An 18,230-nucleotide genomic window follows, 5' to 3' on the forward strand; every position below is an offset into this window, starting at 1 on the left:
CCGCGACGTCCGCGCGGGTACCGGGAGTGGGACCGCGTTACAGACACATCGAGAACTGTCACGCCCCTTCCGAAAGGACCAAGATGACATCCGCCGAACCCGACGATCAGGCCGACGACGTGCTGACGACCCCGGCCACCCCGGGCGCGGAAGCGCTGCCCACCACGGACGACGACGCGCCCGCGACCTGATCGCACGGCGGTTCGCCTCCTGCGCGCGGTGCGCTGCGCTATGACAGAGCGATGGCAGACAGCCTCCGCCCGCCCGGAGCCCCGACCGCGTTCCGCTATCCCGATGTCGGCCCGCGGCGGGCCCGGCTCCGTTCGGCGATCCGGCGGCTGACCGGGGTCGACCCGTTCCCGTCCGACGGCGTCGCCCGCGCCTTCATCGACGGTCTCACCGAGGGCGATCCGGTGGCCGAGCGATTCGTCGCGCAGACCTATCACGGCGAGATGGGCGCCCGCCGGGCCCGCGACCTGGTCGAGCGGGCCCAGCGCGACGGCATCGACAGTGTGCGCGACGCGCCGGAGTCGATGCGGGCGCTGTTCGAGGAGTTCGAGAAGCTGCCCGACTGGGTGCAGCCCGACCTGGTCGAGCAGGGCGCGGCGGTGTGGCGGCGCTGGGCCTATGCGCTGGGGGCGCTCGGCAACGCAGGCACCACCGACACCTACACCGAGGGCTGGCTCGCCGTCCCGCTGTCGCTGTCCGGCGGGTACGCCGGCCGGCGTGCCCTGCACCGCTACCTCGAGACGTCACGCTGGTGGATCGAGGTGTGCCGTCCCGGCGCCATCCTGACGCCCGGTTCCCCGGGACGCAGCATCTCCCTGCACGTGCGGATCATGCACGTCAGCGTCCGCGAGCGGGTCCGGCAGCATCCCGAATGGGACGAACAGCGCTGGGGGCTGCCGATCAGCCAGTCCGCGATGCTGCTGACCCTGCTCGGCGGCAGCGTCGCGCCGGCGCTCGGGCTGTTCCTGCTCGGTCACGTGACCTCGCCGGCGGAGATGCGCGCGGTGCTGCACTTCAACCGGTACTGCGGTCATCTGGTCGGGGTGCGCTGCGAGGGCTATTTCCCCGAGACGCTCGCCGACGCGTGGCGCATCCTGCTGATGGCGGACTCCGCGCGCAGCCACGACAGCGGCTCCGACGGAGCCGAACTCGTCGAATCCTTCGTCCCCGCCTTCGCGCCCACCCCGTCGCACCGCGGGCTCGGTCGGCTGCGGGCCGAATACCACTACCGGGTGCAGGCGGGCTACCTCGGGCTGTACATGCTGCCGTGGAATCGCCGCCGCTACCGGTTGCCGTCGGCGGTGCCCGGAATCGCGTTGCTGGCGTTGCGGTTTCCGATGGTCACCCTGCTGGAGATCGGCCGGCGGGTGTCGCCGCGGCTGGACCGGCGCTGGCAGCGGACGAACCTCGAGCGCTGGGAGCGCTGGCTGCGCTGGCAGTCGGCCGGGAAGACGGCCGAGTTCGAGGCGGCAGCGCCACTGCGACGCTGACAGCGTCGCTGATGTAACCCGCCCGCCTACTTCTTGACGAGACCACTCGCCGAGAAAGGCAGCCCGCCCATGTCCGTCCTGTCCACCCGTGCCCTACCCCTCGACCAGTTGACCGCCACCCGGGCATCGGGGGCGGTGATGCTGATCCGCCTGTATGTCGGCCTGATCTTCGCCGGCGAGGGGGTGTTGAAGTTCCTCCGTCCCGACACGCTGGGACCCGGCCGCTTCGCGAAGTCGGGGATCCCGTCGGCGACGTTTCTCGCCTACGGCGATGGCACATTCGAGATCATCTGCGGGGCAATGATTCTCGCTGGCATCCTGGTCCGGCTGGCGGTGCTCCCGATGATCGTGGACATGATCGGCGCCCTGACCATCACGAAGGTGCCGCTGCTGTGGCACGGCGCGCCGCTGTATCCGACCGAGGGCGGCTTCTGGGATTTCTTCCACGAGGGACGTCTGGAGATCGCCATGCTGTGCGGCAGCATCTTCCTGCTGATCGTCGGCGCCGGGGGCTTCTCGCTGGACCAGCGTCTGGGGCGCCGGTCATGACGATCCCCACCCTCGGCGCCCTCCTGGCCGCCTGCGCCTGTGCCGCCCTGGTGTCGGCACCCCCGTCGGTCGCCGACACCAGTCCATCAGTCCCCTACGGCACCAACCCCCAGGTGCAGACGCCCGTTGCCGTGCACTCCTGCAACGACGACGAGATCGACACCACCGCCGGCTCGATCGACCTCCCCTTCTGACCGTGGATCCACAGCGAATCGGCAGTCTGATTCGACGACGCCGGTCATGACCGCAGGACACAATGAGATGCCCGGGTCCCGCGATGCGCAGACGCCACCCTGGCGCGGGAGGCTCCGGCCGGTGACCGAGACGTCGTATCCGAACTGGGACGCGGTGTACCGCGACAACGTCACGTGGGTGTACCGCCTGATGTACGCGAAAGTCGGCAACAGGCCGGACGCCGAGGACCTCACCGCCGAGCTGTTCATGACGGCGCTGCGCCCGATGCGGGTGTCGGCGACCGTGCCCGAGGTGCGGACGTATCTGCGCAGGACGGCGCGGACCGTGCTGGCGTCGTACTGGCGGCACCGGATGGGCCGGGAGGTGACGACGATCGACGAGGACGTACCCGAGGCACCCGAGCGCGAGGTCGACGCCGCCGCTCCCGGCCGGGTGCGCGGACTGCTGGACGCTCTGCCCGACAACTACCGGCGCATCCTCGAGCTACGGTTCCTGCAGGCGATGAGCATCCGGGACGCAGCGGGGCAGATGGGGATCAGCGTGGCCAACGCGAAGGTGTTGCAGCACCGGGCTTTACGCCTGGCCGCCCAGAACGATGCGGAGGGCACGCCATGAGGGACCGGACGGTGCGTGAGTTCGTCGAGGATCTGCTGCGGGGCCGGCGCACCCGGCCGGCGCGTCCCGACGAGTTCGAGGCCGCGCAGATGGCGGCCGCGATCGAGCTGCGGGCCGCCCGCACCGGCAGCGACGCCCCCAGTGAGGAGTTCGTCGCCGACCTCCATCGCCGCCTGGCCGACGAGATGGCCGGCGAACATCCGCCCGCCGGACGGGTCTCGGGTACCCGTCGGCAGGTGGTCGTGGGCACCGGTGTCGCCGCCGCTTCGGCGGTGGCCGGCATCGTCGTCGGCCGCAATCTGCTGGCGTCGAAAACCACTGTGCCGCAAGCGGAGCCAAGCACGCAGGGCACACTGGAACCCAACGGCGGCACCTGGCGGGCGGTGGGCGCGGCCGCCGACGTGCCCGCCGGCGGCGCCCTGGCCTTCGACCTCGGCTCGGTGAGCGGATTCGTGCACCGCCGCGACGGCGGGCTGCAGGCGGTCTCGGGGGTCTGCACCCACCAGGGCTGCAAGCTGTGGCTCGACGCGCCGGACGGGCGGCTTCGCTGTCCCTGCCATTCGACGTCGTTCTCGCTGTCCGGGCAGACGCTGACGCATCAACTGCCCGTCGCTCCCCCGCCGTTGCCGCGGATCGAGGTGCGTGAGAACAACGGCGTGATCGAGGTTCTCGCCCCCACCGAGCCCGCATGATGCCCGAGAGGTCCCCGTTGCGGGCGCGCCTACGATGAGGTGATGGCCGAGCAATTCGCAGTCGCCGACGTCCCTTTCACCCACGACCCCTGGGTCGCGTCACCCCGGCGCTACACGGAGATGCCGTACCGCAGGGTGGGCTCCTCGGGGCTTCTGCTGCCGGCCGTCTCGCTGGGTCTCTGGTACAACTTCGGCGACAACCGGCCGTTCGACACCCAGCGGGAGGTGCTGCGGCACGCGTTCGACCGTGGCATCACCCACTTCGACCTGGCGAACAACTACGGCCCGCCGTACGGCTCGGCGGAGGAGAACTTCGGCCGGATGCTGCGCCGCGACTTCAAGCCGTACCGCAACGAGCTGATCATCTCGACCAAGGCCGGCTGGGACATGTGGCCCGGTCCGTACGGTCAGCTCGGCGGCCGCACCTATGTGCTCAACAGTCTCGACGAGTCCCTCGACCGGCTCGGGCTCGACTACGTCGACATCTTCTACTCCCACCGCATCGACCCGACCACTCCGCTCGAGGAGACGATCGGCGCGCTGGACACGGCGGTGCGCTCTGGAAAGGCCCGCTATGTCGGGATCTCGTCGTACTCCCCCGCGAAGACCGCCGAAGCCGCGGCGATCGCCCGCGGGCTCGGCACCCCGCTGGTGATCCATCAGCCGTCGTACTCGTTGCTCAACCGCTGGATCGAAGACGAGCTGACCGGCAAGCTGACCGACGCCGGGATGGGGGCGATCGCGTTCACCGCGCTGGCGCAGGGGCTGCTCACCGACCGCTATCTGCAGCAGCCGGCGGGCGGTGTGGAGCGGGCGACGGCCCGGCCGACGTTCGACGACGACCAGGTGACCGACGACGTCGTGGACCGTCTGCGGGGCCTCGCCGGCATCGCCGAGCGCCGTGGTCAGTCGCTGGCCCAGCTGGCGCTGGCGTGGGTGCTGCGCGAGCCGACGGTCGCCTCGACGCTGATCGGCGCCTCCAGCGTGGCCCAGCTAGACGAGAACCTCGGCGCGCTGTCGAATCTGGACTTCACCGCCGACGAGCTCGAGGAGATCGACCGCTACGCCGTCGATTCCGGCATCGATCTGTGGCGCGAGAGTTCCGACGTCTGAGTCGTGGTCACCCCGGAGACGCTGGGCGCGTGGGTCATCAAGTGCAATCCGCGACGGACGCCGGTGGATGCCATGCGGGCGTCCGGGCGCGCCCGCCCGCAGTGGTGTGTGGCCGCCAACTACCGTTCACGGCTGATGCACGCCGATCAACGGGTGTTGCTGTGGGTGACCACGCACCGCGATCGCGGGATCTGGGGCTGCGGCCGGCTGCTCGGTGATCCGGTCGAGGAGGACGGTCGCTGGCACGTGCCGGTCGACATCCCGCTCCTGCGCCGACCGGTGACGGCCGCCGAGCTGGCCCGGCTGCCGGGCCTGCGCACGATGGAGGTCTTCCGCTCGCCGCAGCAAGCGAACCCGTCCTGGGCGAGCCGGGCGGAGTGGGCGCTCATCGACGCGGTGCTGCCGCCGGAGTGAGGCTCACACCAGTCCGGCACGGGCGGCGATCAGCGCGACGGCCGCGGCGCGCTGGATCAGCCCGTCGTCGATGGGATCGCCGGTGGTGACCAGCCGGTAGAACAGCGGTGCGCGGAACGTCGACAGCAGTTCTGCCGCATCGCAATCCGCGGGGAGCTCGGCACGCTCGATCGCCCGGGCCACCACCGGCCCGGCGCGGGCGGCCTGGTGGTCGAAGTAGCGGCGGGTCGCCTCGCCGAGGCGCTCGGACCGCAGCCCGGCGGTCAGGACCATCGCCGCCACCTGCCGTCCCACCCCGCCGTTGAGCAGCTCCGCGAGATCCCGTCCGAGAGCCAGCAGGTCGGTCTCGATGCTTCCGGTGTCGGGGACCCGTACCACCTCCACTGACCACTCGGTCAAGGCGTCGACGAGCAGGTCGTCCAAGGTCGCCCAGCGCCGGTACACGGTCGTCTTGTTCACGCCGGCCCGCGCCGCGATCGCCTCCCTGCTGAGCGCGGGGTAGCCCACGGTGGTGAGTTCGGCGACGGCGGCTTCGAGAATCGCCTCGCGCACCCTGGCGCTGCGTCCGCCCGTCCGCACACCGCGGGTGATCTGCCGCTTCTTCACGTCCACCTCCTCGCCGGAATGTTGTGCCGTGTCCTCGTGTTGCGCCCCCCAGAGCTTAAAGCAACTATCCGGTGCGATAAGAACACGAGAGGACGCAGATGTCGACGACGATGAAGGCCATTCGGGTGCACCACTTCGGTGGGCCGGAGGTGTTGCGCTACGAGACGGTCCCGGTGCCCGAGCTCCGGTCCGGGGAAGTCCTGGTCCGTGCGCACGCCATCGGGGTGAACCCACCCGACTGGTATCTGCGCGACGGCTACGCCCACCAGGAGCTGCCGCCCGACGTGCGGCCGGTGATCACGCTGCCCGCGATCCCCGGATCTGATGTGTCGGGCGTCGTCGCGGCCGTCGCATCCGACGTCGCCGACATCGCCGTCGGGGACGAGGTGTTCGGCATGATCCGCTTCCCTTCGTTCGGCGACAGCGCCGCCTACGCTGAGTACGTCGCGGCCCCCGTGACGGATCTCGCGCGCAAGCCGGCCGGCATCGACCACCTGCACGCCGCGGCGGCGCCGATGTCCGGCCTGACCGCCTGGCAGTTCCTGCTCGAGCTGGGTCATGAGACGCCCAATCCCCTTCAGCCGCAGGAGCATCGGCCGGTCCCGCTGGCCGGCGCGACGGTGATGGTCAACGGTGCGGCCGGAGGTGTCGGCCACATCGCGGTGCAGCTGGCGAAGTCTCGCGGGGCGCACGTCATCGCGGTGGCCTCCGGCCGCCACGCCGACTTCCTGCGCGAACTGGGCGCCGACGAGGTGATCGACTACACCGAGCGCACCCCCGAGGACACCGTGGCAGGCCTCGATCTCGTCCTCGACACCGTCGGCGGACCCGCCACCGGCCGCTTCCTGCGCACCCTGAGGCCCGGCGGGGCGTTGTTCCCGGTGTTCCCCGGGTTCTCCGATGCCGCGGAGGCGGCCGCGCGCGGTGCCACGGTGTCGATGACCCAGGTCCGCTCGAACGGCGCGCAGCTCGCAGAGCTGGCTCGGGTGCTCGACGACGGCACGGTCAGGATCGCCCTCGACAGCACCTTCGGCCTCGACGAGGCCCGTGCCGCCCATGAGCGGGCCGAGCGGGGGCATCTGCGCGGCAAGATCGCGCTATCGGTACTCGGGTAGGGCCAGCTCGTCGCCTCCGATACCGGCCATCCCGGTCAGCGCGCTGACCGCCCGGCCCAGCGGACCCGCCGCAAGCCGCGCGCCGGTGTGCACGACACGAATTCCGTTGCGCGAGCGGGGGTTCGCCAGCCGGAGCACCTCGGCACGGACCGTGGGGGCCGTCTTGACGAACGGCTGCATCGCCTTCTGGTACCGCGTCAGCGCCACCACCGGGTCGGGTCCGGCGGCCAGTTCGCCGGCGAGGAGGTACGCGCCGATCAGGGCGAGGCTGGTGCCCGCACCACCGAAGGTGGCGTTGCAGAATGCGCTGTCGCCGAGCAGCCCGACGCGGCCTTTGCTCCACGACGCAGGGTGGACCTGGCCGACGGCCGAGAAGTACATCGGCGCACCGCTGTCGAGTTCGTCGAGAATGCGCGGCGCCGCTCCGCCGACGTCGGCGAATGTGCCGCGCAGCAGGGCGATCTGGTCCTGCTGGCCGAGGTCCTCGAGTCCGCGCACGTCGGACAGGAAGGACAGGATGGCCCGTGTGGTGCCGACGTTGTCGGGCCGCAGGTGCACTCCGCGTGACTTGGTCACGTGCTGCCAGTTCCACCAGCGGTCGTCGGTGTCCCGGTGCGGCAGCGTGACATAGGCGATGTACATGCCCAGGCTCTGCACCTCGGCGGAGCTGACGAACCTGCGCGAGCGGGAGTGCAGCCCCTCGGCGATGACGAGCAGGTCGGCGTCGAGCGCGGTCCCGTCGTCCAGTTCTGCGGTCACGTGGTCCCCGTGATCGGTGACATCGGCCAGCTGGGTGCCGAACCGGTAGTCGGTGCGGTCGGCGGTGCGCTCGACGAGAATGCGCGACAGCTCGCCGCGCAGGATCTCCAGTTCTGCGGTCGGCCCGTCGGGCCGCCCCGACCGCGCCACCGGGAACGACGCGGCGGGCGTTCCGTCGGCGGTGACGAATCGGGTGCCGATCTCCCCGGTGTTGGCGGCGCGCACGTCGCCGTCGATGCCCATGCGGCGGATGACCTCACGGGCCGCGCCCCGGATGTCGACGTTCTGCCCCTCGTCGCGTCGCTGGGGATATCGCTCGAGCACGGTCGTGCGCCAGCCGCGCGCGGTGAGTTGATGAGCGAGGGCGGGTCCGGCGATGCCGGCACCGGAGATGACCGCATGGAAGGGCACGTGTCATTGTGCCTGAGCCCTCTGGACAACGAAATCCGTAGCACATCGAACCGAATTGGCCTTGACGTCAATAGCGCAGCTCAGGATCGACGTCGGCGAAGCGCAGCTCGCAACGTGTTTGGCGAGAATCGGCGCAGACCTTCCGCTCAAACGAAATCCGTATTATCTTGACTTTGGTTGAGCTTCCAGCCCACGGGACGTGCTGTGATCAGCACCTGCATGACCGAGTGGCCGACCAGCATCCACGTCCGGTGTTCACGAGTTCAACTGATCCCCCCGAGGTTGACACATGACCGCCGTCGAGAAGCAACGCAGCTTTTCCTTCACAAACATTCCGCGTGACGACGAATTACGTTGCGGAAAGGCAACATTCGCGTCTCGCTACTGTTCGCGGACTCGGGTGGCCGTCGCCGTCGTCGGCGAGATCGACGCGCTCAACGGCCGCGAGTTCGGCCGGTACGTGGAGCGCCACACCCGGGTGTCGAAGCAACTCGTCCTCGACCTGCGCGCCGTCGATTTCTTCGGAACGGCCGGATTCACCGCGCTGTACTACATCAGCGTGCACTGCGCGCGCAGCGACGTCGATTGGGCGATCGTCGGACGCCACCCGGTACGGCAATTGCTGTCGGTCTGCGATCCGGACTCCGAACTCCCGCTCTCCGACGACCTGTCGGCGGCGCTGGCCCGGCTGGACCGCCTGGCGTACGGGGTGAAGCACGTCATCTGGACCGCGCAGGCCGGTTGGCACCGGCCGTCACCGGCCGAACGGGCTCCACGTCGTCGTCTCGGCGAGCGGACGTCGCAACGCTGAGGGGAGTTCGGCGGCACCGACCACCCGCGGACCGATGCGCAGGAGGATCTGCGGGTGGGCCCGGCCGTCGAAGACGTCGCACGCCAGCGCGAGCCGGTCGCGCGCGGAGCGGAGCGGATCGGTGAGCGGACACGACGCCAGGCCCAGCGCGGTGGCCGAGAGCAGCAGGTGGCTCGCCGCCTCCCCCGCGCGCAGCCGCGCCAGGTCGTCCTCACCCTCGGTGGCCAGTACCACCAGCACCCCGTCGTCGTCGCGGTGCGCGTCGTCGGCTCCCCGGCCGTAGTGCAGCTGCACCTGGCCGTCCCCGAGCCGGCGCCAGCGGTCCCTGGGCACCACGCTCAACTGCACCCCGAATCGCGCGGCGCGGAGGAGCAGCAGTTCCACCGTGGTCGGCGGGAGCACGGAGCCGCCGTACCCGCGGCGGTCCGACCGTCGCCGCGGAATCATGTCGACCAGTTCGCGGGACGCCGGATGGGGCACCGACTCGATCACCTCGAAGGACGCGAGACGGCCCGCCCGGTCGGGGAAGCGGTGGATGCGGGCACCCCAGCCGGCCGCGGACAGCGCGAGCGCGCAGTGGTCGAGCACCGCGCCGCAGGCGAGCAGCACGTCGCACCGGTCGAACGGGCTGTCCCCGAGGCGGCGGTCCCAGTCGGCGTCGAGGTGCAGGCCGTCAGCGTCCACGTGCCACCGCCACGGCTGCGAGTTCTGTGCCGACGGCGCCCACGCCGCAGCCTCCAGGACCGTCTGCAGCGTCGCGGTGTCGGGTCCGCTCACCAACGCGCTCACCTTCCGTATCGAACAGTTCGACCAGAAACTCTACGCGGCGCGCGGCGGTCTACGCGTCGATGATCGCGACGGCCCTGGTCCAGCCCGCTGAGGCGGCGTCGACCTTGACCGGAAAACAGCTCACCGTGAAGCCGGTGGACGGCAGTGCTTCAAGGTTGTGCAGCTTCTCCAGGTGGCAGTACCCGATGTCGCGGCCGGCCTTGTGGCCCTCCCAGATGATGGAGGCGTCGTGGGTGCGCGCGTAGCGCTGCGCGGTGAGGGAGAACGGCGCGTCCCAGCTCCAGGCGTCGGTCCCGGTGAGCCGTACGCCCTGCTCGAGCAGGTGCAGCGTGGCCGCGCGGCCCATTCCGCAGCCGCGGTCGACGTAGTCGTCGTGGCCGTAGCGGGTACCGGCGCTGGTGTTGACCACGACGATCTCCAGCGGCGAGAGGGTGTGGCCGATGCGGCGCAGTTCGGCGTCGACGTCGTCGGGCGTCACCACGTATCCGTCGTCGAGGTGGCGGAAGTCGAGCTTGACCGCCGGCTGGAAACACCAGTCCAGCGGCACCTCGTCGATCGTGATGGCCCGCTCGCCGTGGTTCATGGTCGACGCGAAGTGGTACGGCGCGTCGAGGTGGGTGCCGCTGTGGGTGGTCATCGACACCCGCTCGATCGCCCACCCCTCCCCGTCGGGCAGGTCCTCCTCCCGCGCGCCGGGGAAGAAGGACAGCACGTCGGCGACGGTGTCGCGGTGGGTCAGGTACTCGATCTGCGGCCGCAGCCCGGGCGGATCCGACGCGATGCCGGCCTTGAGCGGCACCGAGATGTCGATCAGCGTGCGCATCGCCCGTGCCCGGCCGGATCACCAGCCCGCGTTGCGGGCCAGGTCGATCGCGTACTGGTTGACGAAGGTGCCTGCTCCGGGTTCCCCGCGACCGCAGGAGCCGTCGGATTCACCGGGCCGCTTGATCCACAGGAAGGCGTCGACCTGCGGGTTGCCCGTGTTCGCGGTGGGGGCGACACCGAGGGCGCGGCCGTCGGGATTGCACCAGTACAGCGGGTCGCCCTCGACGGGTCCGGCGCCGTTGCGGGAGGTGTCGATGACGAACGGCTTGCCACCGGTCATACCGGAGATCGCGTTGCCGTAGCCGATCTCCTCGTCGGTGGTGAAGAAGTTCGCGGTGTTGAGGCTGAAGCCGCGCGCCTTGGCGACGCCGACCTGGTTGAGCCGGTTGGCCATCTCCTCGGCGCTGACCCAGCGCGAGTGGCCGGCGTCGACGTACACCGCGGTGGCCGGGTTGCGGGTGAGCGTGTCCACCGCGTACGACATCAGGTCGAAGCGTTCCTGGCGCTGATCACCCGACAGGCAATCGGCCATGGCGAGCGCGTCGGGTTCGAGGATGACGGTCGCCGGTCCGGAGCCGATGGCGCCCGCGACGCCGTCGATCCAGCTGCGGTAGGCGCCGGCGGAGCCGAAGCCGCCCGCGGCGAAGCTGCCGCAGTCGCGGTGCGGGATGCCGTAGAGCGCGAGAATCGGCATGGTGCCGGCGGCCTGCGCCGCGGCGATGTACTTCGCGTCCACCGAAGGCGTCGACAGCTGATCCATCCAGTACGCGGTCGGGGTGTTGACCACCCGGTCGAGCGTCGGATTGCCGGCGCCGCGAGACGCCCTGATGCCCTTGGAGTCGGGGTTCACGTAGAACGGCAGGCCGGCCAGCGGGTTGCCGTCGGCGGCCAGCCGGATCGCCGGCTGCGGTGTCGACACCAGGCCGGCGACCGCGAGGAGGGCCATGAGCGGAACGGTCCAGCGCGCGATGACGCGCGCAGCGCGGGAGATCACCCCGAGAAACATAGTGCGGGCCGCCGACCTGGCGCCAATCCGAGCTGGACTCAGCCCGCGACGGCGGTGCCGCAGATCCCGCAGACCTCGAACTGCCTGCGCTTCCAGCGCAGGACCGGGATGAAGAAGACGGTGAACTGGCGGAACTGCCGCATCTGCGTCCACTGCGTGGTGTTGTGGCAGCGCGGGCAGGTCCGCACGTCTCCCGCGCCGAGGTATTTCTGCTTCGTGCCGATGCCGAACAGGAAGAACAACACGTCACCACCGTAGAGGCGGGAATAGGTGACATGTCACGCAGGTTGCAGCGAGAGTCAACGGCAGGGAAAGGAAGACATCATGGGACAGCTGGACGGCAAGACAGCATTGGTCACCGGCGGAACGTCCGGCATCGGCCTGGCGACCGCGCAGCGACTGGCCGCCGAAGGCGCGCACGTCGTCATCACGGGTCGCCGGCAGGAGGCGCTCGACGCCGCGGTGGCCTCGATCGGCGAGGCGGCCACGGGCGTCCGGAGCGACGTGTCCAAAGCTGAGGAACTCGACGCGGTCGTCGACGCGATCCGGGCGCGCGGCAACGGCCTCGACGTCGTGTTCGCCAACGCGGGCGGGGGCGAGTTCGCGGCGCTGCCCGACATCACCGTGGAGCACTTCACCTCCACGTTCACCACCAACGTCGGCGGCACGCTGTTCACGGTGCAGAAGGTGCTTCCGCTGCTCAACACGGGCGCATCGGTGATCCTCGCGGGATCGACGGCGGCCTACAACGGCACACCGTCCTTCAGCGTGTACGCCGCGACCAAGGCGGCCATCCGCTCCTTCGGCCGGACATGGGCGGCCGAACTGGCGAGCAGCGGCATCCGGGTCAACACCGTGGTGCCGGGACCGGTCGAGACGCCGGGACTCGTCGGGCTCGCCCCCGGCAACGAGCAGGATCTGCTGGACGGGGAGGCGGCGAAGGTGCCGTTGGGCCGGGTCGGCCGACCCGAGGAGATCGCGGCGGCGGTGCTGTTCCTGGCGTCGGAACAGAGCAGCTTCATGACCGGTGCGGAGCTGTTCGTCGACGGTGGCGCAGAACAGGTGTGATCACTCGGCCGGCGGGCCGAAGTCCGGCGGCGGCAGCGTGCCGCGCCGCAGGACCGAGTCGTAGACCGCGGTCAGGATGTCGGCGAGTGCCGCTTCCTGGCCGCGGTCGGTGTCGGAGAAGACCGTGCGGCGCACCCACGCCGCATGCACGGGGACAGCCGCATGGAACCGCTGCGCGCCCTCCGCGGTCAGGGTGACGTCGGTGGCGCGGCCGTCCTCGGCCGACTGCAGCCGCTCGACCAGGCCGCGGCGGGCCATCCGCTGCAGATGATGGGACAGCCGGCTGCGCTCCCAGCCGATCACCGTCGCGAGGCTCGACAGCTGCGCAGTCCGCTCCGGCGCGTTGTCGAGCGCGTTGAGCACGGTGTAGTCGCCGAGCGACAGACCGCAGTCTCGCTGCAGGTGCCGGTTCATCTCGTATTCGAGCCGGTGATAGACGCGCATGTAACTGACCCACGCGCGCTGCTGGGACGCGGTGAGTCCGTCCCGCGCCGCCTTGTCCGGCCGTCCTGCCATGCCGATTAGTGTGCAGTCCATGACCGCACCGGCAGAAACGTCTCCGCTCGAAGCCCGCGTCGGCCACTACTACCAGATGGACGGCACGTACCTGGTGGGCCGCGAGAAGCTGCGCGAGTACGCCCGCGCCGTTCAGGACTACCACCCCGCGCACTGGGATGTGGCGGCCGCCGCCGAGCTGGGCTACCCCGACCTGATCGCGCCGCTGACCTTCACCTCCGCCCCGGGCATGCAGTGCAACCGGCGCATGTTCGAGGAGGTGGTGGTGGGCTACGACACCTACATGCAGACCGAGGAGGTCTTCGAGCAGCACCGCCCGATCGTGGCCGGTGACGAGTTGAGGATCGACGTGGAGCTGACGTCGGTGCGCAGGATCGCCGGCCGCGACCTCATCACGGTCACCAACACGTTCACCGACGCTGACGGGGAGCGGGTGCACACGCTGCACACCACCGTGGTCGGTGTGACCGCCGAGGACATCGGCGCCGACGTCAAGACCGCGGTGCAGAACGCGATGATGCACGACATGAACATCCTCGACATCGGCGGTTCGGATGCCCAGTACCACAAGACGATTCGGCCCGAGGGGGCGATCCGGGTGTCCGAGGGCGGCCAGACCCGCACGCCGGGGAGCCGCTCGTTCGACGAGCTGGCGGTCGGCGAGGCGCTGCCCGTGCACCACACCCGGCTCTCCCGCGGTGACCTGGTGAACTACGCCGGCGTGGCCGGCGACGCGAACCCGATCCACTGGGACGAGGACATCGCCAAGCTCGCCGGGCTGCCCGACGTGATCGCCCACGGCATGCTGACGATGGGCCTGGGCGCCGGCTTCTTCTCGTCGTGGTCCGGCGATCCGGGGGCTGCCACCCGCTACGCCGTGCGGCTCTCCTCACCGGCGATAGTGCCGGCCAAGGAGGGCGCCGACGTCGAGTTCAGCGGCAAGGTGAAGTCACTGGACCCGGCGACGCGGTCCGGGGTCGTCATCGTCGGCGCGAAGTCCGCCGGCAAGAAGATCTTCGGCCTCGCGACGCTCGAGGTCCGCTTCCGCTGAGCGCCGCCGACGGCGCCGCGTGATCACGAAGCGCAGAGCCCAGATCACGACGCCCGCCAGCACGACGTACTGCAGGGTCGCCGTGTACGGATCGATGGCGTGCCAGTTGGCGCCCAGCGCGTAGCCCGCGGAGATGAGCGCGGTGTTCCACACCAGGCTCCCCAGCAGCGTCAGCACGGTGAAGACCGCGGGGTTCATCCGCTCGGTGCCCGCCGGCACCGAGATGAAGCTGCGGAACAGCGGCACCATCCTGCCGAAGAAGACCGCTTTCGTTCCGTGGCGGGCGAACCACGCGGTGGTCTTGTCGATGTCCTCGGCCGCCACCAGCGGGACACGCAGCGCGAGGCCGCGCATCCGGTCGTGCCCGAGCCACGCGCCGAGCCCGTAGAGCACCCAGGCGCCGACCAGCGAGCCCACCGTCGCGCCGATGATCGCCTCGGCCAGCGACAGGTCGCCGAGCCGTGCGGCGAAGCCGGCCATCGGCAGGATCACCTCGCTCGGCACCGGCGGGAACAGGTTCTCGGCGGCGATCGCGAGGCCCGCGCCGAGGCCGCCCCAGCGCTCCATCAGCTCGACCGTCCAGCCGGCGACGCCGTCGAGCTCGATCGCGGAGTGGGTCGCCAAGACGCAGCCTTTCGTCGGGGGGGGTGTCCCCGGCGAGGGTACCGACGTCAGCGATGCAGGGTCAGCGCCAAGCGGGCGCCGTCAGGCAGTTCACCGGGTGGGAGCAGGGCGATCCAGCCGCCGCGGCCGAGCACGATCTCGATGAGTTCGTCGACGGCGTCGTCGATGACGTCGGGTCGGTCCACCTCGTCGGTGGGGATCAGGCTGTCCCCGTCCTGCCCCAGCCGCGCCGGGTAGAAGAAGTCCTCCTCGACGGCCAGCAACTCGGGGCGCTCCCACCGCGCGGCGAGCCAGGCGCTGTTGATGTCGGTCAGCACCCGCCCGCCTCCGGCGCGCTGCTCGACGAGATCGAGTGCCTCCTGCGCGCGGGAGCGCAGGTAGTCCTGGAGGACGGGGCGGGTGAGCGTGGTCAGCTCGTCGGCGCCGGTGTGCAGGTGGCTGCCCTTGACGACGCCGGCCAGGCGCCCGGTGTTGCGGGACAGGTGATGGAATCGCGAGGCGGTCGGTTCGGCGGCGACGAGCACCAGCGGCATGGGGTCCAGGCGCAGGGCCACGCCGAGCGCCCGATCGACCCTTCGCAGGAAGTCGGTGGGACGCTCGTCGGCGCGGCTGCGTCGCGCGCCGAGGGTGCGCCGGCGGGCCGGGAACCCGCCGGAGGCCGCCGGGGTGAGGACGCCGCCGCGGTCGTGAACAAGGCGCGCTTCGTTGGTCGACAGCAGCAGGACGGCGTGGTGCGGGGTGTGCTGGAGGGCGCGCACCAGGTCGCGAGTGGCGAAGGTGGGGTCGATGACACACCGGTTCACCACGGGCACAGGCAGATTCACACGTCGCCGGTCGGTGGCGCTGACGAACAGCGCGACGCCGCGGTCGGTCGGCCGGCCCGCCGCCTCGGCGATCATCGCGTGGACGGCGGTCACCAGGCTCTCCGGGTCGGCGTCGAGGTGGCGGGGGTCCTCCGCCGCCAATCGGCGCGCCGCGCTGGCCGCCAGACTCCGGAGCGTGCTGACGTCCTCGCCGTGCATGGTCGACCCCGGGCGCGTGGTCGCCAGGATCGAGATGCTCGGATAGGCCCGCATCGCCTGCAGTTCGGTGACCTGCTGCGCGGTCAGGACAGTCTGTGCAGCGCGGGGTGTGATGGCAGTGGACATGCACTCCTCATCTCGTCGAAAGATGAGGTCTCGCTCGACCCGCAGTCGCGGGTGCCTGGCGCCGGATCCGGTGGGCCGGAACGTGTTGACGACGCCGGGCTTGGTGAGGTACTCCCCTCGTCCGCCAGAGTGCCGACGTTCTTCCGGGGTGTCAAGCGTCGATGCGCGTGCGGGGCAGCAGCGCCGCGGGCAGGTAGGCGGCAGCGATCATCAGCGCGGCGACCACGAACACCATCGTGTAGGCGTGGGCCAGGTCGTGCATCACCTGTTCGGCGAAGCCGGGTGCCACCGCGTCCGGCGGGAGCGCCGCCGGGTTGAGCGGCCTGCCCGTCGCCCGGGCCTGTTCCTGCAGTGCGGCAACCTGATTCGCCGTGGCCACTGCGTCGCTGCGGTTCACCTGGTTGGTCAGGATCACCGACATGACCGCGGTACCGATCGAACCGGCGACCCGCTGGTTGACGTTGATCAGCGTGGATCCTCGGGCGATCTGCTCGGGCCGCAGCGTCTGCACGGCGGCGCTGGACAACGGCATCATGGTGGCGCCCATGCCGAGTCCGAACACCACCAGACCGGTCAGGAGTACCGGGACGTAGGCGTCCTGATGCCAAGCGCCGTAGGCGAACACACCCATTCCCGCCACCATCAGGGTGATGCCGGTCAGCACGATCTTGCCCGGGCCCTGCCGGTCCACCAGGCGGCCGGCCAACGGCATCGTGATCATCGCCCCGAGCCCCTGCGGAATGACGTGTAGCCCGGACTGGAACGGGGTCAGATGGAAGACCTGCTGGAAGTAGCTGGGCAGCAACAGGATCGCACCGAAGAACGCGGCTGCGAACACCAGCATCGCGGCGTTGGCGACGGCCATCAGGCGGTTCTCGAACAGGCGCAGATCGATCAACGGGTGGGCCGTCTTGTACAGGGCGTGGACGACGAACGCGGCGACCAGCAGGGCGCCGCCGCACGTCGGCAGCCAGACGTGGAGGTCGGTGACGCTGTTGTGCTCGGGCAGGGAGGACACGCCGTAGAGCAGGCTCGCCAGCCCCGGGGACAGCAGCAGCATGCCGACCACGTCGAACGGCTCCGCGTCCGACGGCTCGTCCCTGGCGAAGATCAGCGCGGCGAGCACCAGCGCGAGAACCCCGATCGGCACGTTGATCAGGAAGATCCACCGCCAGCCGTAGTCGTCGATGAGCCAGCCGCCCAGCACGGGTCCGGCGACCGGTCCGAGCAGCATCGGGATGCCGAGAACCGACATCAGCCGTCCGAGCCTGCGGGGGCCGGCTTCGCGGGTCAGGATCGTGAAGACCAGCGGCATCAACATGCCTCCGCCGAGTCCCTGGATCACGCGGTAGAGGATCAGCTGGGTGATGTCGCCCGCTGTGGCACAGAGCAGGGAGCCGGCGGTGAACAGTACGACCGATCCGAGGAACAGCCGCTTGGTGCCGAACCGGTCGGCCGCCCATCCGGTCAGCGGGATCACCGCGGCGAGCGCGAGGGTGTATCCCGTGGCGGTCCACGCCACCACCGCCTGGGTCGAGCCGAAGTCGGCGATGAAGGTGCGTTGGGCGACGTTGACGACGGTGGTGTCCAGGATCGTCATGATGGCCGCCAGCACGCAGACACCGGCGATGCGGAGCAGGCGGGCGTCGAGGCGGTCGGACTCCGTTGCGGGGGCAGTGTCGTGCTGCGGGGCGGGGGCCCGCCGGACGTCGCGCGGGACCGGATTGTCGACGCGGTGGACCACGACGCCTCCTCGAGTTCGAAACAGAGACCCGCTAACAATTCCCGGGCCCACCCCGCACCAAACGCCCGGGAATGCTTGCAGCCCTTCCTGTGTGGTTGCTGTGAGCATGCGTCGAGAACAGTTAGGCCGGGTAACCTTTTGGACGGAGCGTAAGGAGTCTTCGCGTGGATCTCGGAGTGTGGGGTGACCTCGCGGCGCTGGCCGCGGTGGCAGAAATCGTCTTCGCCACCTGTGTGTTCGTGTACATCACCCGGTTGGAGCGGCGGACGTCGCATCCGCTGGGCGACCGGGTGGGCGCCCACAAAGCCGTGCTCGCCAAGGTGCGCAAGCGTGAGCCGCTGACCCGCGACGAGGCCGACTACGCCGCCGAACTGGTGGCCGACGCCCGCTCCCCGCTCGCGTACGCGATCCCGGCGGCGTTGTTCACGCTCGGCTTCTTCTACGTGGTCGGCTGCCTGTTCGTGCTGCACCTGGACGGCGGGCATCCCTCGTTCCGCACGTTCATCGGCGGCATCCCGATGCTGACGTCGATGAACATGGCAGTCCAGCTGCGCAAGGTCGCGCACCTGAGGGGCAAGCTGCGTGACATCGAGGTGCTCGACACCGAACCGGTCGAGCAGCGCATCCCCGCCCGCGTCTGAGCCCCCCTCTTCCGCGGAATAGCGTTCCTGGCTGCGATC

The 18,230-nt window shown here is 70.3% G+C and carries 22 protein-coding genes; 12 read left to right on the plus strand and 10 right to left on the minus strand.

What is annotated here, in order from left to right:
* Positions 1-242 precede the first annotated feature (242 nt).
* From MCHLDSM_RS24505 to MCHLDSM_RS24535, 7 genes are all read left to right on the plus strand, one after another.
* Positions 243-1,499 carry an oxygenase MpaB family protein gene (locus tag MCHLDSM_RS24505; protein WP_048472386.1) on the plus strand — a complete coding sequence of 419 codons (1,257 nt, stop codon included), beginning with the start codon at positions 243-245 and terminating at the stop codon, positions 1,497-1,499.
* 69 nt (positions 1,500-1,568) lie between these two features.
* Positions 1,569-2,048: a DoxX family protein gene (locus MCHLDSM_RS24510; RefSeq protein ID WP_048472387.1), complete on the plus strand. Its 480-nt coding sequence runs from the start codon at positions 1,569-1,571 to the stop codon at positions 2,046-2,048.
* Positions 2,045-2,242: a hypothetical protein gene (locus MCHLDSM_RS24515; protein WP_048472388.1), complete on the plus strand. Its 198-nt coding sequence runs from the start codon at positions 2,045-2,047 to the stop codon at positions 2,240-2,242. Before MCHLDSM_RS24510 ends, MCHLDSM_RS24515 begins: the two co-directional genes overlap by 4 nt.
* Before the next feature lie 67 nt (positions 2,243-2,309).
* Positions 2,310-2,858, plus strand: coding sequence for an RNA polymerase sigma factor (locus MCHLDSM_RS24520; protein WP_048472943.1), 549 nt, complete (start codon positions 2,310-2,312; stop codon positions 2,856-2,858).
* Positions 2,855-3,550 carry a Rieske (2Fe-2S) protein gene (locus tag MCHLDSM_RS24525; RefSeq protein WP_048472389.1) on the plus strand — a complete coding sequence of 232 codons (696 nt, stop codon included), beginning with the start codon at positions 2,855-2,857 and terminating at the stop codon, positions 3,548-3,550. Before MCHLDSM_RS24520 ends, MCHLDSM_RS24525 begins: the two co-directional genes overlap by 4 nt.
* Before the next feature lie 42 nt (positions 3,551-3,592).
* Positions 3,593-4,663 carry an aldo/keto reductase gene (locus tag MCHLDSM_RS24530; RefSeq protein ID WP_048472390.1) on the plus strand — a complete coding sequence of 357 codons (1,071 nt, stop codon included), beginning with the start codon at positions 3,593-3,595 and terminating at the stop codon, positions 4,661-4,663.
* Positions 4,664-4,666: 3 nt separating this feature from the next.
* Positions 4,667-5,077, plus strand: coding sequence for a hypothetical protein (locus tag MCHLDSM_RS24535; RefSeq protein WP_048472391.1), 411 nt, complete (start codon positions 4,667-4,669; stop codon positions 5,075-5,077).
* Between the two features lie 3 nt (positions 5,078-5,080).
* On the opposite strand, the gene MCHLDSM_RS24540 is transcribed toward MCHLDSM_RS24535, so the two are convergent.
* A complete protein-coding gene (locus MCHLDSM_RS24540; protein WP_082169102.1) occupies positions 5,081-5,683 on the minus strand; it encodes a TetR/AcrR family transcriptional regulator in 603 nt (200 codons plus the stop codon).
* Between the two features lie 98 nt (positions 5,684-5,781).
* On the opposite strand from MCHLDSM_RS24540, the gene MCHLDSM_RS24545 reads away from it, so the two are divergent.
* Entirely contained in the window at positions 5,782-6,798 is a 1,017-nt protein-coding gene (locus MCHLDSM_RS24545) for an NADP-dependent oxidoreductase (protein ID WP_048472392.1), read from the plus strand.
* On the opposite strand, the gene MCHLDSM_RS24550 is transcribed toward MCHLDSM_RS24545, so the two are convergent.
* The gene (locus MCHLDSM_RS24550; RefSeq protein ID WP_048472393.1) at positions 6,781-7,968 is read right to left on the minus strand and encodes an FAD-dependent monooxygenase; all 1,188 of its coding nucleotides are present in this window, start codon (positions 7,966-7,968) and stop codon (positions 6,781-6,783) included. The genes MCHLDSM_RS24545 and MCHLDSM_RS24550 overlap by 18 nt on opposite strands.
* 400 nt (positions 7,969-8,368) lie before the next feature.
* Here MCHLDSM_RS24550 and MCHLDSM_RS24555 point away from each other — a divergent pair, with 400 nt between their 5' ends.
* Positions 8,369-8,779: an STAS domain-containing protein gene (locus MCHLDSM_RS24555; RefSeq protein ID WP_407661904.1), complete on the plus strand. Its 411-nt coding sequence runs from the start codon at positions 8,369-8,371 to the stop codon at positions 8,777-8,779.
* On the opposite strand, the gene MCHLDSM_RS24560 is transcribed toward MCHLDSM_RS24555, so the two are convergent.
* The 4 genes from MCHLDSM_RS24560 to MCHLDSM_RS24575 all read right to left on the minus strand — a co-directional run bounded on the left by MCHLDSM_RS24560 (position 8,723) and on the right by MCHLDSM_RS24575 (position 11,644).
* Complete coding sequence (locus tag MCHLDSM_RS24560; RefSeq protein WP_234714177.1) at positions 8,723-9,556, minus strand: nitroreductase family protein; 834 nt, start codon at positions 9,554-9,556, stop codon at positions 8,723-8,725. The two genes, MCHLDSM_RS24555 and MCHLDSM_RS24560, sit on opposite strands and share 57 nt — an antisense overlap.
* Before the next feature lie 61 nt (positions 9,557-9,617).
* On the minus strand, positions 9,618-10,391 hold the full coding sequence (locus MCHLDSM_RS24565; protein ID WP_048472395.1) for a cyclase family protein: 774 nt from the start codon (positions 10,389-10,391) through the stop codon (positions 9,618-9,620).
* An 18-nt stretch (positions 10,392-10,409) separates the two neighbouring features.
* A complete protein-coding gene (locus MCHLDSM_RS24570; RefSeq protein WP_109788928.1) occupies positions 10,410-11,399 on the minus strand; it encodes a glycoside hydrolase family 6 protein in 990 nt (329 codons plus the stop codon).
* Between the two features lie 38 nt (positions 11,400-11,437).
* On the minus strand, positions 11,438-11,644 hold the full coding sequence (locus MCHLDSM_RS24575; RefSeq protein WP_048472396.1) for a zinc-ribbon domain-containing protein: 207 nt from the start codon (positions 11,642-11,644) through the stop codon (positions 11,438-11,440).
* Between the two features lie 79 nt (positions 11,645-11,723).
* On the opposite strand from MCHLDSM_RS24575, the gene MCHLDSM_RS24580 reads away from it, so the two are divergent.
* Positions 11,724-12,467: an SDR family oxidoreductase gene (locus tag MCHLDSM_RS24580; protein WP_048472397.1), complete on the plus strand. Its 744-nt coding sequence runs from the start codon at positions 11,724-11,726 to the stop codon at positions 12,465-12,467.
* On the opposite strand, the gene MCHLDSM_RS24585 is transcribed toward MCHLDSM_RS24580, so the two are convergent.
* Complete coding sequence (locus tag MCHLDSM_RS24585) at positions 12,468-12,983, minus strand: MarR family winged helix-turn-helix transcriptional regulator (RefSeq protein WP_048472947.1); 516 nt, start codon at positions 12,981-12,983, stop codon at positions 12,468-12,470.
* A gap of 19 nt (positions 12,984-13,002) precedes the next feature.
* Between MCHLDSM_RS24585 and MCHLDSM_RS24590 the strand changes: the two genes are divergently transcribed.
* Complete coding sequence (locus MCHLDSM_RS24590) at positions 13,003-14,034, plus strand: fused (3R)-hydroxyacyl-ACP dehydratase subunits HadA/HadB (RefSeq protein ID WP_048472398.1); 1,032 nt, start codon at positions 13,003-13,005, stop codon at positions 14,032-14,034.
* On the opposite strand, the gene MCHLDSM_RS24595 is transcribed toward MCHLDSM_RS24590, so the two are convergent.
* The 3 genes from MCHLDSM_RS24595 to MCHLDSM_RS24605 all read right to left on the minus strand — a co-directional run bounded on the left by MCHLDSM_RS24595 (position 13,933) and on the right by MCHLDSM_RS24605 (position 17,589).
* Entirely contained in the window at positions 13,933-14,658 is a 726-nt protein-coding gene (locus MCHLDSM_RS24595; protein WP_082169059.1) for a DedA family protein, read from the minus strand. The genes MCHLDSM_RS24590 and MCHLDSM_RS24595 overlap by 102 nt on opposite strands.
* Before the next feature lie 47 nt (positions 14,659-14,705).
* A complete protein-coding gene (locus tag MCHLDSM_RS24600; RefSeq protein WP_048472399.1) occupies positions 14,706-15,806 on the minus strand; it encodes a baeRF3 domain-containing protein in 1,101 nt (366 codons plus the stop codon).
* A gap of 151 nt (positions 15,807-15,957) precedes the next feature.
* The gene (locus MCHLDSM_RS24605; protein WP_407661909.1) at positions 15,958-17,589 is read right to left on the minus strand and encodes a DHA2 family efflux MFS transporter permease subunit; all 1,632 of its coding nucleotides are present in this window, start codon (positions 17,587-17,589) and stop codon (positions 15,958-15,960) included.
* Positions 17,590-17,714: 125 nt separating this feature from the next.
* Here MCHLDSM_RS24605 and MCHLDSM_RS24610 point away from each other — a divergent pair, with 125 nt between their 5' ends.
* Positions 17,715-18,191, plus strand: a complete 477-nt coding sequence (locus tag MCHLDSM_RS24610; RefSeq protein WP_048472400.1) for a hypothetical protein — start codon at positions 17,715-17,717, stop codon at positions 18,189-18,191.
* The last annotated feature ends 39 nt before the right edge of the window (positions 18,192-18,230 follow it).

The organism is Mycolicibacterium chlorophenolicum, assembly GCF_001044235.1.
Taxonomy (GTDB): Bacteria; Actinomycetota; Actinomycetes; order Mycobacteriales; family Mycobacteriaceae; genus Mycobacterium; species Mycobacterium chlorophenolicum.

What these genes read in the sequence shown, in the direction of transcription:
- MCHLDSM_RS24510 (WP_048472387.1), top strand. Translation starts at nt 1,569, where the DNA reads ATGTCCGTCCTGTCCACCCGTGCCCTACCCCTCGACCAGTTGACCGCC.
- MCHLDSM_RS24515 (WP_048472388.1), top strand. Translation starts at nt 2,045, where the DNA reads ATGACGATCCCCACCCTCGGCGCCCTCCTGGCCGCCTGCGCCTGTGCC.
- MCHLDSM_RS24525 (WP_048472389.1), top strand. Translation starts at nt 2,855, where the DNA reads ATGAGGGACCGGACGGTGCGTGAGTTCGTCGAGGATCTGCTGCGGGGC.
- MCHLDSM_RS24600 (WP_048472399.1), bottom strand. Translation starts at nt 15,806, where the DNA reads ATGTCCACTGCCATCACACCCCGCGCTGCACAGACTGTCCTGACCGCG.
- MCHLDSM_RS24570 (WP_109788928.1), bottom strand. Translation starts at nt 11,399, where the DNA reads ATGTTTCTCGGGGTGATCTCCCGCGCTGCGCGCGTCATCGCGCGCTGG.
- MCHLDSM_RS24530 (WP_048472390.1), top strand. Translation starts at nt 3,593, where the DNA reads ATGGCCGAGCAATTCGCAGTCGCCGACGTCCCTTTCACCCACGACCCC.
- MCHLDSM_RS24580 (WP_048472397.1), top strand. Translation starts at nt 11,724, where the DNA reads ATGGGACAGCTGGACGGCAAGACAGCATTGGTCACCGGCGGAACGTCC.
- MCHLDSM_RS24590 (WP_048472398.1), top strand. Translation starts at nt 13,003, where the DNA reads ATGACCGCACCGGCAGAAACGTCTCCGCTCGAAGCCCGCGTCGGCCAC.
- MCHLDSM_RS24565 (WP_048472395.1), bottom strand. Translation starts at nt 10,391, where the DNA reads ATGCGCACGCTGATCGACATCTCGGTGCCGCTCAAGGCCGGCATCGCG.
- MCHLDSM_RS24545 (WP_048472392.1), top strand. Translation starts at nt 5,782, where the DNA reads ATGTCGACGACGATGAAGGCCATTCGGGTGCACCACTTCGGTGGGCCG.
- MCHLDSM_RS24585 (WP_048472947.1), bottom strand. Translation starts at nt 12,983, where the DNA reads ATGGCAGGACGGCCGGACAAGGCGGCGCGGGACGGACTCACCGCGTCC.
- MCHLDSM_RS24505 (WP_048472386.1), top strand. Translation starts at nt 243, where the DNA reads ATGGCAGACAGCCTCCGCCCGCCCGGAGCCCCGACCGCGTTCCGCTAT.
- MCHLDSM_RS24520 (WP_048472943.1), top strand. Translation starts at nt 2,310, where the DNA reads ATGCCCGGGTCCCGCGATGCGCAGACGCCACCCTGGCGCGGGAGGCTC.